Source organism: Lysinibacillus cavernae, assembly GCF_009724685.1.
In the GTDB taxonomy this organism is placed as follows: domain Bacteria; phylum Bacillota; class Bacilli; order Bacillales_A; family Planococcaceae; genus Lysinibacillus; species Lysinibacillus cavernae.
This window is the reverse complement of record NZ_WMEF01000016.1, coordinates 66,250-81,728: the sequence shown is the minus strand read 5'-3', so window position 1 is coordinate 81,728 and position 15,479 is coordinate 66,250. Positions and strand designations below refer to the sequence as shown.

Below are 15,479 nucleotides of genomic sequence, written 5' to 3'. Positions count from 1 at the left end.
TTTAAGTAGAATGTTAACTACAGTTTAGTGTAGTTTTTTTTACATTGTCTACTTATAGGGGATAATATCAAAGTTGCGTTTTAGAACAATTCTATGCGTGATTTTCTGAGCCTTTCAGTGAAGTTGATTTGGTAAACAAGCTGCCAATATAAAAGAAAATAGCTGATGATACAATACCCGCCACTACAACCGACAAATGCGGAGCGAACTCATTTACTGTTAATGCAACAAGTGCCCCTAAGCCCCAAGCGATAAACGATAGCGTTTGCCATTTCTTCGTCTCATCATTTTTTCTCTTTAAGACAAGTTGGTCCATAATAATGATTGTGGCAATCGGTGGCACAATTAAGCCAAGTAGGTTTAGCCATGTTTGGAAGGCGTTCCATATACCTGAAATAGCGACACCAATACCAATAATACCAAGGATAATCGTCAGTACTCTCATTTTTCCACCCGTCATATGAGACCAACCAACAGCGCCATTGTACAAGCAATGTGTACAACCAACACCAAGATTAATAAAAACAAAAAGTATAGCTAAGATAGAAAGGAATGGACCAGCATCAGCTAAAATCATAATAAAGTCGCCACCAGTCGTTTCAGGATGTAGCACAATACCAGTTGCTACAATAATAGCTCCTATCACTTCTGCCAAGAATTTTGATATTGGGAAAGCTGTAAATGCTGCCAAAAACCCCTGTTTCCCGTTTTTTGCCCATCGTGTAAAATCAGCAGTCATTGTACCTGAATCGGTAAAAGTGGCAAATACCATTGTTACTGCTGCTCCAAAGGATAGTGCCCCTGCTCCGGCAATGGGCTGAAAATTAATAATATCTGTAGAACCATTTTTAAATGCAATGACTACCGAAATAATACCTAAAATAAGATACATAGGCGCTGCTATATAACCTAAAATAGTGAGCGCTTTGATTCCTATAAAAGTGGCTCCAACATAAAGCACACCGCCTAAAATCGTCATGATTAATAAATTGGCTCCAAACGAACGAAACATTGTGTCACCAGTAAGCCCTACCATTAATGCAAACCATCCAACAACAACTGTGGATAAGAGCCCTGATACTGCTAAATAACCTAATTGACCAAACGTTCTTTTTGCGGAAATGGCGAAATTTTCACCTGTTTTTCCAGCCAGGTAACTCAGTGCTCCAACAATAATACATAATAACAGGTTACCCGTTAGAATGGCTGCAACACCCATTTTAAATCCAAGCATCGCTGTCACAACACCACCAATAACAGCACTCGTTAATACTAGAGGAAAGCTATACCAAACCGCAGAAACTGAGGAGAAACTTTTACGATATTCTTTTGGTACAGCTGTATGTTCAAACTCTGGATCTAGTCCTTGCTTTTGTTCGTTAGTTATCGTTGACATTGGTTTCACTCCAATTTTTTATGTATTTAAGAGAGAACTTTTAGCATTTCAATCATTTGGAGAACCCTTACCTATTACAAATTAAAAAAACTCAGCTACCTCCTTCCAAATTGAATTGTAATTTTTATCGGCTATCACCCCTTAAGGCTTACTCAATTAATAAAGCGCTTTCATTTTCTATTTTAAAGATTCAGCAAGTTTTGTCCTTGTACAAACGTCCTGAAAACTCGTTATACAATTTGGTAATTATGCACAATTATTTTTAATAGAATTTCAATGTTTAGACATAAATTACAATTCGAAAAGTAAATTCCTTTTAATTAAACAAAGTGTAGTAGCCCTAAAGCAGGGCTTACTACACTTTATATTCATAGCTATTATCTTGCTCCTGCTTGGATTAGAACCTGACTCACTCTTTAAAATCTCGAGATTGTGCGTGTTGAAGTGGTGTGATTCCCTTTGCATCAGCGATGTTTACATCAGCGCCATGCTCGATTAATAAATTGATCGTTTCTAGATGTCTTGGTCCACCATCACCATAGTAGATAGATTCTAATAATGCAGTCCAGCCCGGTTTATTGATTAGATTCACATCAACATCGGTACGCTCTAAAATCTCTCGAACATTTTCCACATAGCCATGTTCTGATGCAGGGATTAACGCAGTACCGCCAAATCGATTTAAAATGGTAGGATCTGCTCCTGCATCAATCGTAAGCTTCAATATGTCTAAATATCCTTCTGCTCCAGCATATAGGAAAGGGTTATTTTCCATGTTATCTCTAATATTGATGTCTGCTCCATGTTCTATTAATACTTCTACTACATCAGGGAAATTCCCATAGGTTGCGAGCATTGCAGCCGTTCTTCCTTGTTGATCGGCACTATTAATATCGATTCCTTTACTTAAAATTTCCGTAATTTGCGTAACGTCCCCTTGTGCAGCAGCATTGAAGAATTGCTTTGTCATTTGGTTTTTTTCAGCCTCAGATAATTTACTAAAGCTTTCATTAGCAAGAATTTTAATGATTTCTTTAAATCCTCTTTCCTCGGCTTTCTGCAATGGTGTCACACCTTCTGAATCAGCTATACTCATATCCGCGCCATGTGCAAGTAGAACCTTGACTGTTTCTAGTTGCTTTTCCCCACCGTCTCCTAAAATAATGGCTTCCATTAGCGCTGTCCAACCTAAATTATTGATATGATTCACATCCACCTTAGTTTGTTCCAAGAGGAATTTAACAATATCCACATAACCATGCTCTGATGCAGGAATTAAAGCTGTTCCTCCATAACGATTCGTAAGAGCTGGATCTGCTCCAGCATCATTTGTGAGTTTCAAGATTTCCATGTAGCCCTCCGCTCCTGCATACAAAAACGGATTATTCTGCATGTCATCTTGAATATTAACATCTGCTCCTGCTTCAATAAGAGCCTTGGCCATTTCCACATCATTGTTATACGTTACAATCATGAGTGGTGTACGTCCTTTAGAATCTTGAGTATTCAAATCAATACTTTCTTCCGTTATTAATTCTTTTACTGTAACCAATTCTCCTCGTCCCGCTGCTTGAAGTAGCTGCTCTTTACTCTCAACAACATCTTCTTTTTGATTGTTTGGTGCACACGCTTGAAGGAGTAAGCCCATTCCTAAACATGCGATGATCCACTTTTTCATTATTTAGATGGTCAGCTCCTATTTTAAGTCATTCATTATGACGAATACTTTTTGTTATTGCATCAAATTATTGTGTTGCAAACAGTCATCTTTGTTCCTTCCCAATCGCTTCATAGAAATAGCACTACTGACAATTAAGACAAGTGCTCCAAATAAATAAGGAAGATTTATGTGAAGATCAAATAATAGCCCTGCTAGTATTGGCCCGAAAATTTGGCCAAGACTCATATAAGCATTGTTCAAACCTGCCACAAAACCTTGTTCATTGCCTGCTTCTTTCGATAGAAGTGTATTAATAGTTGGTCGCAAAATATTGTTAAATGAAAAATATAGCATGGTCATTATCATTACATAGAAAAAATTAGCTGACAGTAATAAGAGCACAAGCGCTGCAGCCGAGAATAGAAGCATGCTGCTAATGATACGCTTTTCTCCAAATTTATGGATAAGCCAGTTCGTTAACACTAATTGATTAACTGTCCCAACTAAGGAACAAACCATAAATAATATGGAAATCTGTCTAGTTGTAAATCCATATTTTTGTGTCACAACTAATGGATAAGCTGTTTCAAAATGAGCCAATCCAAACGTCAGTGAAAATACTATTAATAGCAAAATAAAGTATGGTGATTTAATAGATTGTGCAAGCTGTATAAAAATATTATCTTTCTTCTTTAATGCCGTTTCTATTTGTAGGCCAATTCTTTGTGATTCAGGCAATACCATTAAACAACTAACCGCAGCTAAAAGACCGACAATAGCTGATGTAAAAAATGGTGCTCTTGTGCCTAATTCTGCTAAAAGCCCCCCTATTCCAGGTCCAACAATAAATCCAGAAGACATGGATGCACCTAAAAAGGACATCGCTCTCGTTCTCTTTTTATCTGAGGTAATGTCTACGATATAGGCCATGATTGACGGCACTAATGCAGCAGAACCCATACCTCCAATAAAACGTGACAATAGAAAGACGGTAAAATTGCTTGCAAGTGCACCAACTAAATTGGATAGTGCAAACAATATCAAACCAACAATAATCATTGGCTTTCTACCATATTTATCCGACATATTTCCAGTTATGGGTGAAAATAAAAATTGCGTTAATCCGAAAGCAGATACTAAATAACCTGCTGCTTTGCCGCTTGCTCCGAATTCATTCAGTAGCTGAGGGAGAATTGGTATGACAAGTCCAGCACCAAGCATAGCAAGGAACATATAAACTAATAAAAGTGAAAAAACTGTTTTAGACCGCATTGGTTTTGTCTCCTTCATACTATGGTGCAATAAATCTTTCTAGTAATAAAAAGGAGACCATCTCCTTTTTTCTTTTCTATAAATATGCTAACATGGCACTACTTATATGAAAAATATTAATAAAATATGTTTTACTTAGGTTTTACATATAATAAAGGGGTGTTTATTTGGATATTCGACAACTCAGATATTTTATTGCTATCGTGGAGGAAAAGAAGATTTCTGCTGCGGCTGAAAGGTTACATATTTCTCAACCACCATTAAGCCAACATTTAAAGACGATGGAAGAAGAGCTAGGGTCAAAACTGGTAGAAAGGAAAGGAAAGTTTTTTAAAGTTACAGAAGCTGGAAAAACATTATATAAATATGCACTTCAGGTTGTTCAATTAATGGAAGAAGCTGAAGTGGAGGTCAAAGATGTAGGTTTGGGCATTCACGGAAGACTCACATTAGGTATTAATACATTTTCGGTTGTTGAGCTACCTTCATTACTACATCAATTTCAACAACTCTACCCAAAAGTAACTTATAAGATTCAACAAAATGAATCTTCCTATCTTTGTAAATTAGTAAGAGATCGTGTTGTAGAACTAGCCATCATCCGCTTACCTTTAGTATTAGACGATTTCTCTGTCCTCCATATGTCCACAGAACCATTTTACTTTATCCAATCCAACAAGAATGACAGAATCGAACATGAAGTGACTTTAGCAGAAATTCAAAACTGGCCACTTCTTTTACCAAGTACCGAAGGTCTAGGTGTTCACTACTCCATATTAGAAGCTTTTTCTCGCTACCAATACCATACCCATATCGTAGGGGAATGTTCAGATACTACACTTTTAATGAACTTAGTTGCTACAGGATTTAGCTCTTCCATTGTTCCTGAAACTATTTTGAAACAATATGAGGAGCTACCACTCCATGCATATAAAATCCCATCTGAAGAGATATGCACTTCGGTAGGATTGGTCTGGATGAAGAATCATTACCTATCCAAAGCTGCTCAAAACTTTGTGGATTTAATGCGTAAACATTATTGTTAACTATTGATCAATAAAAAATAGCAAACTAGGTTTCTAGTTTGCTATCTATTTTGCGATCATTATTGAATAATCAGCATATCATTTTCATCAAACTGCCACATGTCGCCATAGGCCACTTCCCAATAGTAGCCATTTGGATCTTGGAAATAGCCGCTATAGCCACCCCAGAATACAGTTTCTGGCTCTTTAACAATCTTCGCCCCAGCTTTTTTAGCTAATGCAAATACGCGATCCACTTCTTCTTTTGATTTACCATTATAGGCAAGGGTAATACCTCCAAAGCCATGGCTAATTTCTGGTGGGTTTGCTTCATTGATATCTTTTACAAGACGTTGGATTGGAAATAGCGATATTTTTGTTCCTCCATTATTAAAGAACATAACATCTGGATTTGTTTCTTCTCCATATACCACCACCTCAAAGCCTAGCCCCTCTCGGTAAAAAGCTAGAGATTCTACCATATCCTTTACACCGAGTGTGATTAAATTTAAACGATTCATCTTCCAATCCCCTTTATCAAGTAGTACTATTTAAATTCTCTACTAAGCCAAAATTTCCCTTTATTATCGAAAGAATGAGATTAGTTTACTTCTGTCCAAATGCTTTTTGTGTAAGCAATCGTCATGCCACAACGCTCCATATTTTTTTGACTAGTAGATGCAAACTTTGCATGACCAACCACGTGCTTACAATTTTGTTTAACTGCTTCTTTTACTCGATATTGAATAAGAGCTTGATGAATGCCCTTATTACGAGCACTATGCTGGACAGCCGATGCCGCTAGGATAGCCGTACTATTATGAACAAACATGGACCCAATACCCACATCCTCATTGTTTAATGAAGCGATATAAAACGACCAACCTGGCTTGTCATACAAAACCTTATTATTTGCAGCCACACTATCTGCTAAAAAACGAGGCATATTAAACCCCTCAACATACAATTTTCCATAGAAATCGAATTCATCTTCTTGAATGGTTCTTATTTCAATGATTGAGTTTTTCAATTCTCCAACATATTCACTGCTCAAGGCGCTATATAAAGTGGTATGGAAATCACTTTGAAAAAAACCTGCATGATGTAGTTTTTGTAAAGAGCTAGCATTCATATATTGAGGAGCTACATCGAAACGAGCGGGTATCCCCTTTTCTTTATAAAACGCTAATATGGTTTCAACCAAATGTTCCGACTGCAAACTATCACCTTTTACAACATTATACGAAGGACCAGGTATGCTTTTGATAGAAAAGGCATACGCTCCATCAAATTGACCTATCTCTACCCCAATAGCATTATGTTGAAGTCCCTCTATAGCACGCAGCCTCGATGCAAACATTTTTATTTCCGCCATCTCTAGATGATCTGCTAGTTTTCTTGTCATAACCATTGCATTTCCCCCCAACTTGTTTGTCCCATCTTTATTTTACCTGTAATTGTAAAAACCAAAAAATATAAATATGAAAAAAATTTATTGCCATAACCATTGTCAGTTCACAAAAGTTACCTCTTTGTTTCTATGAAACTAAAATGTGCGTACTTTTTTTTGCTCTAAGGGAACAGCATAATGAAAAAGCAATCGAGCAATCACACAATTGGAGGAATAGAAATGATTAATCATTTACAAGATACAATCACATTAAATAACGACATACAAATGCCTGGAATGGGTTTAGGTGTTTTTCAAGTAGAGAATGATGCCACTGCAGAGATGGTTAAAAATGCGATCGAGGTCGGCTATCGAAGCATCGATACTGCCGCTATTTATGGCAACGAAGTGGGTGTAGGAGAAGGCGTTAAACAAGCGCTAGCATCTACTGGCTTACAACGTGAAGATCTGTTTATTACATCAAAAGTATGGAATGACGGATTAAGCTATGAGGAAACGATTACTGCTTATGAAGAAAGCCTAGAGAAACTAGGGCTAGATTATTTAGATCTTTATCTTATTCATTGGCCAGGTAAAGAAAAGTATGCTGAATCATGGAAGGCACTCGAAGACCTGTATGAACAGGGGAAAATAAAAGCCATTGGTGTATGTAACTTTACTGTCTCGCACCTACAAAATTTATTATCATTTGCACGTATTAAACCTGTTGTGAATCAAGTGGAATTCCATCCACGTATGCAACAAACTGAGCTTCGTTCATTTTGTGAGCAACACCAAATTCAACTTGAGGCTTGGGCACCGTTAATGCAAGGTGGGCTTCTTGAAGATGCAACCATTTCAAACATTGCAACAAAGTATGGAAAAACGAATGCTCAAGTTATTTTGCGTTGGGATGTGCAAAACGGAATCATCACTATTCCAAAATCTGTGCGTAGAGAACGTATGCTACAAAACGCTGATATCTTTGACTTTAAGCTAACAGACGAGGAAATGGCTCTGATCAATGCGATGAATCTTGAACAACGTGTCGGACCTAATCCAGATGAGTTTAACTTTATGTTATAAGCATCAAAAAAAGGAAAAGAGACTGTCTTGTATGCGACAGTCTCTTTCTCCCCTCACTACGATGTTTGCTGAATGGCTATATCTTCATCACGTTGTTTTAAAAGTACTTCTTCACCTTTATCTTGTAAAAATTCAACATGCTTTTCACCCCAAGTACAAAGCATGTTCAATATAGGCTCCATCCCTTGTCCATAGGGCGTTAATGAATATTCAACTTTCGGCGGTACTTGATTGAAGACCTTTCGATTGATTAATCCAGCTTGCTCTAATTCTCTTAATTGGCTTGTGAGCATTTTTTGTGAAATTCCTGGAATTAATCGTCGGAACTCATTTGTTCGAATTTTACCATGGTGGTTTAAATGACAAAGAATTACTGGTTTCCATTTACCACCAATAACTTCAAGTGTAGCTTCAACACCAATATTATAAATTTTTTGCATCGTAAACCTCCTGTAATATTCAAAAGTAACCAAAAGTAATCTACGTACCTTTTAGGTATGTATGAATATTACTACACACTATAAAAAAAATCAAAGGAGATATTAGTAGAATGTCACAATCAAAAAAGCCAAGTGCTAAATTAACCTTGCTGGCACTTGCAATCAGTGCATTTGGAATAGGGTCCACTGAATTTATCAGTGTTGGGCTACTACCATTAATTACAGATGACTTTGGAATATCTTTAAGCACAGCTGGCTTAACCGTTTCTATATATGCACTAGGGGTAACTGTTGGGGCTCCGTTATTAACAGCCTTGACATCACGCCTTAGTCGAAAAACCGTATTATTGCTTGTTATGACCATCTTTATAGTGGGTAACCTAGCAGTCGCTTTAGCACCGAATTTCGTTTTACTATTAATCGGACGTATTATTTCAGCATTAGCACATGGTGTGTTTATGTCGATTGCTTCTGTTATAGCGGCCGATGTAGTGGAACCAAATAAACGAGCAAGTGCTATTGCCTTTATGTTTACAGGCTTAACATTGGCTACTGTGACAGGTGTCCCACTAGGTACCTTTATTGGACAAGTAACAGATTGGCGTATGTCGTTCATCTTTATTGTTATTATTGGGATTGTGGGTTTAATTAGTAATGCTTTGTTAGTACCTAACCAATTGTCGAAAGGCAATCCTATCTCTATACGGGATATAGGCAAAGTATTAGGCAATATACGAATGTTACTAATACTTTTCATTACCGCAATTGGATACGGTGGTGTCTTTGTTGTCTACACATATGTTTCGCCTATTTTAGAACAATATATGGGGTATTCACCACATGCAGTAGTCATTATTTTAGTTGTCTATGGTATTTGTGTTGCTATTGGTAATACACTAGGTGGCCATTTTGCCAATCATAATCCGCTACGTTCTATCTTTATTATTTTTGTAGGACTTGCCTTGGCGTTGCTAGGCATTGGCTTCACGCTCGAATCACCTATTATCGGATTAATGATGATACTGACAATGGGCTTATTTATGTTCATGAATGTCCCTGGATTGCAGCTATATGCCGTACTACTGTCTGAAAAATATGTGCCATCAGCTATTTCAATGGCCTCAGCATTGAATATTTCAGCTTTCAACATTGGTATATTTTTAGGGTCCTATGTTGGAGGCTTTATTATTCGCCATCAATCGTTAGCACATACTCCCCTCTATGGATTTTTAATGGTCATGCTTGCAGCAATTGTTACATTAGTATGGTTAATTTACGATAATAAAAAACAATAGTAAAGTTCATTTTGTATAAGAAAGTAGTAGAGAATGTGTATTGTTTGTTGATATGTTGTGTCCTATAATTTACTTAACCAAACGAGAATGATTATCATTCTAAATTAAAATAACATTCTTACTGTTTTAGTAAATTTATAGGAGTGAATAGCAATGCGTAGAGGTCGACATTTTTCATTTGCCCTTTTACTTGCACTAATGTTCGTGTTAAGTGCCTGTGGCTCAAATGAAGTAAAAGAGGATACAGCGAAAGAGAATCAATCAACTAAAGATACAAGAATTGTAGAGGATGAGTTTGGAAAAGTAGAAATCCCTACAAACCCACAGCGTGTAGCTGCTATCTATCTGGAAGATTATTTAACTGCCTTGGATGTAAAACCTGTTGTGCAATGGTATCACCCTTCCTGGGGTAAACAGGACTATTTAGGATTAGATGTTCCTGAGTTCGACATTACTGGTAGTATGGAAACATTACTACAAGCTAAGCCTGATTTAATCATTGTGGATGGTGCCGCGGATAAGGCAAAGTACGAAGAATACTCAAAGGTTGCACCTACTTACCGCTTAAAAGAAGATATTCTACAAGATCCACGTGAAATTGTGAAAACAATAGCTGATGTTTTAAATATTCCTGATAAAGCCGTTGAAATGGTTGATAAATATGAGCAACGTGTTTCCGATTTAAAAGCAAAATTAGATGAATCAATTGGAGACGAAACAGTTGCTGTTGTACGTCTAAATGTCGCAGATAATACATTAGCGTTATTTGGCGTTAAAAACCGCTATTCTGGCTATATTTACACAGAGACAGGCTTAACACCACATCCGTTGGCCCGTGACATGACAGAGTTCCACGAGGTTTTATCAGAAGAGGCTATTCCAGAGTTAGATGCGGATCATATCATCCTTTTCCCTTCAAACGGCACGTGGGAGTCTGAAGAAAATCAAGAAGCAATTAAATGGTTAGATAGTACACTATGGAAAACAATACCTGCAGTAAAAAATGGACAAGTCTATATTGCTGATCGGACATATTGGCAATCAGGAGCAATCACAGCTAACTTGATGAAATATGATGATCTTGAGAAATGGTTTGTGAAGTAATTTTCAAAAAACAAACACTCAATAGGATTTTTGTGAAAGGTAAAAATGGATTTCCGTTGCAGGCTACTTGCTTTCCTGCGGGATTCACGTCACAGGTGAGACCCTGGAGCAGACAAAGTGAAGCGCGGCTGATCGGACGCCCCCCTGGAAAGGACGCTGGCGGAACGGAAATCCCCCCCACCTTGCCAAAATGTCTTTTTCTGCTAGTGACATCGTCTTTTTTCAAAAACATCAGAAGAAAGCTCTTAAGAGAGCTTTCTTTGTGTTGTTCTCCAAATTCAAACATGACAAAGGGGTGAATCATTAATGGGTAACTTAACACATGTTTATACGTTACAAAATATTTCTTATGCGATTCAATCTTCGAACAAGCAGTCGATTAGTAGTGATTTCTATACACTTCTCATCGTAATGAGTGGCAGTGGGAAGCTAAAAATAGATCATAATACCATTCATTTTAGTGAAGAAAAGTGCATATTGATTCCGCCCAATAACACAGTTAGTATACACATCCAAAGCGCGCACCTTTGTTATTATCAATTACAATTCAACATTGTCCATCTCAGTAACAAACAGACTATTTCTAGCCATTTTACGCATGTCAAAGAGCAACGTCTCCTACCCTTTTCGCAATGTCGTAGACTGCTAGAAGCCATTTATCATAACCGACTTGCGGAGGATGAGCACTCAATTTTTGAGCAGCATGTTCATTTTCAAGAGCTAATGTTATTGCTCTTACATCAAACTATGCCCAAGCTAGTACAAAAAAATGATCGCCAATCTGTTGAGCAGTCCATTAACTATTTACATAAACATTTTGAAAAAGAGTGGACTGTCGAGCAGTTAGCAGAGCTAGCTGATGTACCAAGATGGAATTTTACCCGTCTGTTCAAAGAGATTACGGGGCAAATCCCTCTTCACTATTTAAATAACGTTCGTATTGAAAAAGCCAAGCAATTATTAATGACGACAAATGATCGAGTATTTGAAATTAGTCAGTCTGTTGGATTTAATAATGAGTATTATTTCAATCGTCGTTTTAAAGAACATGTTGGCATCTCTCCAGGGCAATATCGAAGAAACCAAAGCAGCCATCTCCGTGTATTCGCACCATTCTTAGAAGATTTCTTTGTCGCCCTTGGGATTACGCCAGTTGCTCAATTCAGTCATTCAAAATGGGGAAAACAAGACTATTTAGGTCTACAGGAAGTGCCAGATATCGATGTACAAAATAGAGAAATGGATCGACTCCTTCACTATAAGCCAACTTTAATTATGCTAGATTCTGGTGTAGAGCGTTGGGAATCCTATCATCATTTAAATGAAGTAGCCCCCGTCTGCCATATCTTACATCCTGGAGAGAACTGGCAATCTACTTTATTTAAAATTGCTGATTTAACAGGAAAAACCCCCTTGATGCAGGACGTGATTCTACAATATGAGGATAAGGTACAGCAAGCTAAAGAAATTCTTAACAAATCCGTTTATGGGCAAAGTGTGGCATTTCTCCGCATTTCAGCCATAGGCATTACGCTATACGCCGGTCCCGAATGTGGCTATACGGGGCCAATTTTATATCGTGACCTAGGTTTAATGCCACATCCATTGGTATGGAATATTCCGCACAATCAACGTAAAGCACCACTGACATTCGATCAATTGCTGCAACTAGATGCTGATCATTTATTTATTACATTTGATAAACAACATTCCATTTATGAGAGCGAGGAGCGGTCGATTTTAAAAACTTCTATGTGGAAAAATCTAGCTGCAGTCAAAACCAACTGTGTATATGAAGTGGATTTTTTAACATGGATGAATTACGGTATTCTGTCTCATAGTAAAAAAATTGATGATGTCTTACATGTTCTCGGCTAAAAAAGGAAGCTCACTTTGGCTTCCTTTTTACATGATTAGGACAGACATTACACTGCAAATAACACCTAAAGCAGTTTGACTACATAAGATAAGGTATCTGCTATAGGATAGGAGGAATTACATTGTATTACAATCCTTATCCGTACTTTGTTCATCCCTATCATTATCCAACGTCGCCACTTGCTCATCAGCTTGCCGTTAGACCTATTCCTCACCATCTTGCAATGCCGACCACTAATCCCTTTCCACCTGTAGACACAGGTAAATTGAAAATTTCAGCTACACGGATAAAGGCGATGTTACAGCAAGCTCAATTACTTACAGATAAAATTGATAGCTCCCAACAATTTGCACATGATCTAATGAATGCAGCACAGCTTTCAAATAAAACAGAGGTTGATAGATTAATCACATCAACAGGCATTACGATGAAATTTGATGCAAACTATACACCAGACAATTTTAGAATACGTCTTATGGATAGTGGTTGTTGTGGCATAACCTTAAATTTAAATTGGTAAAACAACATACCTTTGTATCCCTATTGAACTTGTAAACTATAAAAAACTATGCTAAAGTGTTTGTATTATTATTTCTGAAAATTCTTATATCACTTTTCTTATCAAGAGAGACAGAGGGATTGGCCCGATGAAGTCTCAGCAACCAGCTCAACAGTATGGTGCTAATTCCAATTGGCAAAATTATTAGCCTTGAAGATGAGAAGACGAACTACCGTTGTGTATTCAGGAGTCCTCTTCTATAGGGGACTTCTTTTTTATTACTCATACTAACAGAAAGCAGGGAAATCAATGTCTAACGAACTTTTACAAGCATTGCAATTATTAAAATCAAAACAGTGGGTCGATTTAACACATACATTCGGCCCTAATTCACCACATTTTTTTATGTTTGAAGATGCAAAATTTGAAACATTATTTTCTCATGATGATGGATTCTTTGCACAACAATTCACATTCCCTGGTCAATATGGCACGCATATCGACCCACCCATTCATTTTGTGCGAGACACTCGCTATCTTGAAGAACTAGAACTAAAAGAACTGGTTCTTCCTCTTATCGTCATTGATAAATCACGAGAAGTTGCTAGCAATCATGACTTCTCGCTAAGTGTGCAAGATATTCTTGATTTTGAAGCTCAACATGGAGAAATTGAAGCAGGTACCTTTGTAGCGCTACGTACCGATTGGAGTAAACGCTGGCCAGATAAAGAGGCATTCAGTAATAAAGATGCAGATGGACATAACCATATTCCTGGCTGGGGCTTAGAAGCCTTACAATTTTTACTGAAAGAACGCAAAGTAAGTGCAATTGGTCACGAAACATTTGATACTGATTCTGCAGCTGACTTCCGTAAAAATGGCAAACTAGATGGCGAATACTTCGTGCTCGATCAAGACACATATCAAATTGAATTAATGACTAATTTGGACAAGCTACCACCAAAGGGCGCTATTATCTTCAATATCGTGCCTAAACCAGAAAAAGCATCTGGATTCCCTGTGCGTTCATTTGCTATTTTACCATAACAAAAAGTCGGTATACTTCATACCGACTTTCATGTATGCGTATTTCTTTTTTTGAACAAATAGTAAACGATGAACATTAGTAAGACAAACAATAGGATGAGATAACTACTATAGTGGGTTAAATAGTACCCAACAAACCGCCATTTCTCCCCAAGTACCTTTCCTAACGTTATAAATGTGAAAGTCCATAAAAGAAGGCAAATTTTTTATATGGATAGTGATTAATAGCCGCAATATACGCTGTCAGATGGCGCACACCAGGATTAAAATAGCCTGGATTCATAAATAATATAATTGAAAGTATCTGAAGCAGCAGCTTTAAATAAGCTGAAGCTGGCGTAAAGCAAAGTCAATACCACCTTCAGTAGATCTCTTTGTAACAAAATCCGCGACTCTTTTTAAAGCTGGGCTACCATTCCCCATAGCTACCCCTAGCCCTACATGCTCCAGCATATCAATATCATTATCCCCATCTCCAAAGGCAATAGCATTCTCAGGGCTAATGTTAAAACAGTCTAGTACTGCTTTGACAGCTATTGACTTGGAAACTTCCTGCTGTAATACATTCACAATATAAGGATGCCAACGCTGCCATAATATATTCGGAAATTGAGAAGCATATCTTTTTTCAGCCTGCTCATCTGCATATAAACACATGAGAAAAATCTCTTCATCAACTTTTTCGTTAATAACTGGAAAATCACGTAAAGATAAAGTTTCTTTCATCGCATTTAAAGCTACCGAACTTTGTATGCCATTCATCGTTAGTTGCTCTGTAAAAAATGTTAGGCTATGCTGTTGTTCCTGTGCAAGAGCCTGTACATTTTGGACAATATCTTTTGCAATAGGTGTTTTATGTATGACAAAATCCTTGTGTTTCACATATGCTCCATTTGCTGTAATAAAGGTTTCTATGCCTAGCTTTTTCAACTCGGTGCACATGGACAAAGGTCTTCCAGTAGCAGCTACAAGATGAATTCCCTTTTTCTGTAGTAGTTGAATAGCCTGCTTTGTACTTTCTTCCACACAGCCATCCTCATAATTAATGAGTGTGCCATCCACATCAAAAAATACAATATTATATTTCAACTGAATCATCCCCCGAAATCATACTTTTGAACCAAACAATACAATTCTGTTAACAATTCCCCACAAAATATTTGTACGTATTTAGACAAACTTTCAACAAACTATATAACTTACATTAACAACACCGATAAATACTATTACAAGCCTATTTCTAATGACAATTAACTAAAAAAGTAATAAATATTTTTATTTAAATAATTCTAAAGGAGTATACCAAATAACACAGAATTGTTAAAATAAAAGATAATCAATTAAATACATTGAACGATAATTTTCTACGTATAGATAGAACAAAAG

The 15,479-nt window shown here is 37.1% G+C and carries 14 protein-coding genes, 1 pseudogene and 1 riboswitch; of the genes and pseudogenes, 7 read left to right on the top strand and 8 right to left on the bottom strand.

Going from position 1 to position 15,479, the window contains the following annotated elements:
* Positions 1-91 precede the first annotated feature (91 nt).
* From GJU32_RS21325 to GJU32_RS21315, 4 genes and pseudogenes are all read right to left on the bottom strand, one after another.
* A complete protein-coding gene (locus GJU32_RS21325; RefSeq protein WP_155593933.1) occupies positions 92-1,396 on the bottom strand; it encodes a cytosine permease in 1,305 nt (434 codons plus the stop codon).
* Positions 1,397-1,805: 409 nt separating this feature from the next.
* A complete protein-coding gene (locus tag GJU32_RS23470) occupies positions 1,806-2,426 on the bottom strand; it encodes an ankyrin repeat domain-containing protein (protein ID WP_476638811.1) in 621 nt (206 codons plus the stop codon).
* A pseudogene (locus GJU32_RS23465) lies at positions 2,412-3,074 on the bottom strand (ankyrin repeat domain-containing protein); the annotation flags it as partial. The gene GJU32_RS23470 and the pseudogene GJU32_RS23465, both read right to left, overlap by 15 nt.
* A gap of 54 nt (positions 3,075-3,128) precedes the next feature.
* Positions 3,129-4,328, bottom strand: coding sequence for an MFS transporter (locus tag GJU32_RS21315; RefSeq protein WP_155593931.1), 1,200 nt, complete (start codon positions 4,326-4,328; stop codon positions 3,129-3,131).
* A 167-nt stretch (positions 4,329-4,495) separates the two neighbouring features.
* Between GJU32_RS21315 and GJU32_RS21310 the strand changes: the two genes are divergently transcribed.
* On the top strand, positions 4,496-5,374 hold the full coding sequence (locus tag GJU32_RS21310; protein ID WP_155593930.1) for a LysR family transcriptional regulator: 879 nt from the start codon (positions 4,496-4,498) through the stop codon (positions 5,372-5,374).
* Positions 5,375-5,433: 59 nt separating this feature from the next.
* Here the strand turns inward: GJU32_RS21310 and GJU32_RS21305 are convergent, their stop codons facing one another.
* The gene (locus GJU32_RS21305) at positions 5,434-5,874 is read right to left on the bottom strand and encodes a VOC family protein (protein ID WP_155593929.1); all 441 of its coding nucleotides are present in this window, start codon (positions 5,872-5,874) and stop codon (positions 5,434-5,436) included.
* Positions 5,875-5,954: 80 nt separating this feature from the next.
* Positions 5,955-6,764, bottom strand: a complete 810-nt coding sequence (locus tag GJU32_RS21300; RefSeq protein WP_155593928.1) for a GNAT family N-acetyltransferase — start codon at positions 6,762-6,764, stop codon at positions 5,955-5,957.
* Between the two features lie 219 nt (positions 6,765-6,983).
* On the opposite strand from GJU32_RS21300, the gene GJU32_RS21295 reads away from it, so the two are divergent.
* Positions 6,984-7,829, top strand: a complete 846-nt coding sequence (locus GJU32_RS21295) for an aldo/keto reductase (RefSeq protein ID WP_155593927.1) — start codon at positions 6,984-6,986, stop codon at positions 7,827-7,829.
* 56 nt (positions 7,830-7,885) lie between these two features.
* Here the strand turns inward: GJU32_RS21295 and GJU32_RS21290 are convergent, their stop codons facing one another.
* Positions 7,886-8,269, bottom strand: a complete 384-nt coding sequence (locus tag GJU32_RS21290) for a winged helix-turn-helix transcriptional regulator (RefSeq protein WP_155593926.1) — start codon at positions 8,267-8,269, stop codon at positions 7,886-7,888.
* Between the two features lie 110 nt (positions 8,270-8,379).
* Between GJU32_RS21290 and GJU32_RS21285 the strand changes: the two genes are divergently transcribed.
* The 5 genes from GJU32_RS21285 to GJU32_RS21265 all read left to right on the top strand — a co-directional run bounded on the left by GJU32_RS21285 (position 8,380) and on the right by GJU32_RS21265 (position 14,093).
* A complete protein-coding gene (locus GJU32_RS21285) occupies positions 8,380-9,564 on the top strand; it encodes an MFS transporter (protein ID WP_155593925.1) in 1,185 nt (394 codons plus the stop codon).
* A gap of 153 nt (positions 9,565-9,717) precedes the next feature.
* Positions 9,718-10,668 (top strand): ABC transporter substrate-binding protein, encoded by a 951-nt coding sequence (locus GJU32_RS21280; RefSeq protein WP_155593924.1) that lies wholly within the window; start codon positions 9,718-9,720, stop codon positions 10,666-10,668.
* A 306-nt stretch (positions 10,669-10,974) separates the two neighbouring features.
* Complete coding sequence (locus GJU32_RS21275) at positions 10,975-12,546, top strand: helix-turn-helix domain-containing protein (protein WP_155593923.1); 1,572 nt, start codon at positions 10,975-10,977, stop codon at positions 12,544-12,546.
* A 122-nt stretch (positions 12,547-12,668) separates the two neighbouring features.
* Complete coding sequence (locus GJU32_RS21270; RefSeq protein ID WP_155593922.1) at positions 12,669-13,067, top strand: YuzC family spore coat inner layer protein; 399 nt, start codon at positions 12,669-12,671, stop codon at positions 13,065-13,067.
* A gap of 95 nt (positions 13,068-13,162) precedes the next feature.
* Positions 13,163-13,269, top strand: a riboswitch (SAM riboswitch).
* An 86-nt stretch (positions 13,270-13,355) separates the two neighbouring features.
* Positions 13,356-14,093 carry a cyclase family protein gene (locus GJU32_RS21265; RefSeq protein WP_155593921.1) on the top strand — a complete coding sequence of 246 codons (738 nt, stop codon included), beginning with the start codon at positions 13,356-13,358 and terminating at the stop codon, positions 14,091-14,093.
* Between the two features lie 318 nt (positions 14,094-14,411).
* Here GJU32_RS21265 and GJU32_RS21260 read toward each other — a convergent pair whose 3' ends face one another.
* Complete coding sequence (locus GJU32_RS21260; protein ID WP_155593920.1) at positions 14,412-15,182, bottom strand: Cof-type HAD-IIB family hydrolase; 771 nt, start codon at positions 15,180-15,182, stop codon at positions 14,412-14,414.
* Between the last annotated feature and the right edge of the window lie 297 nt (positions 15,183-15,479).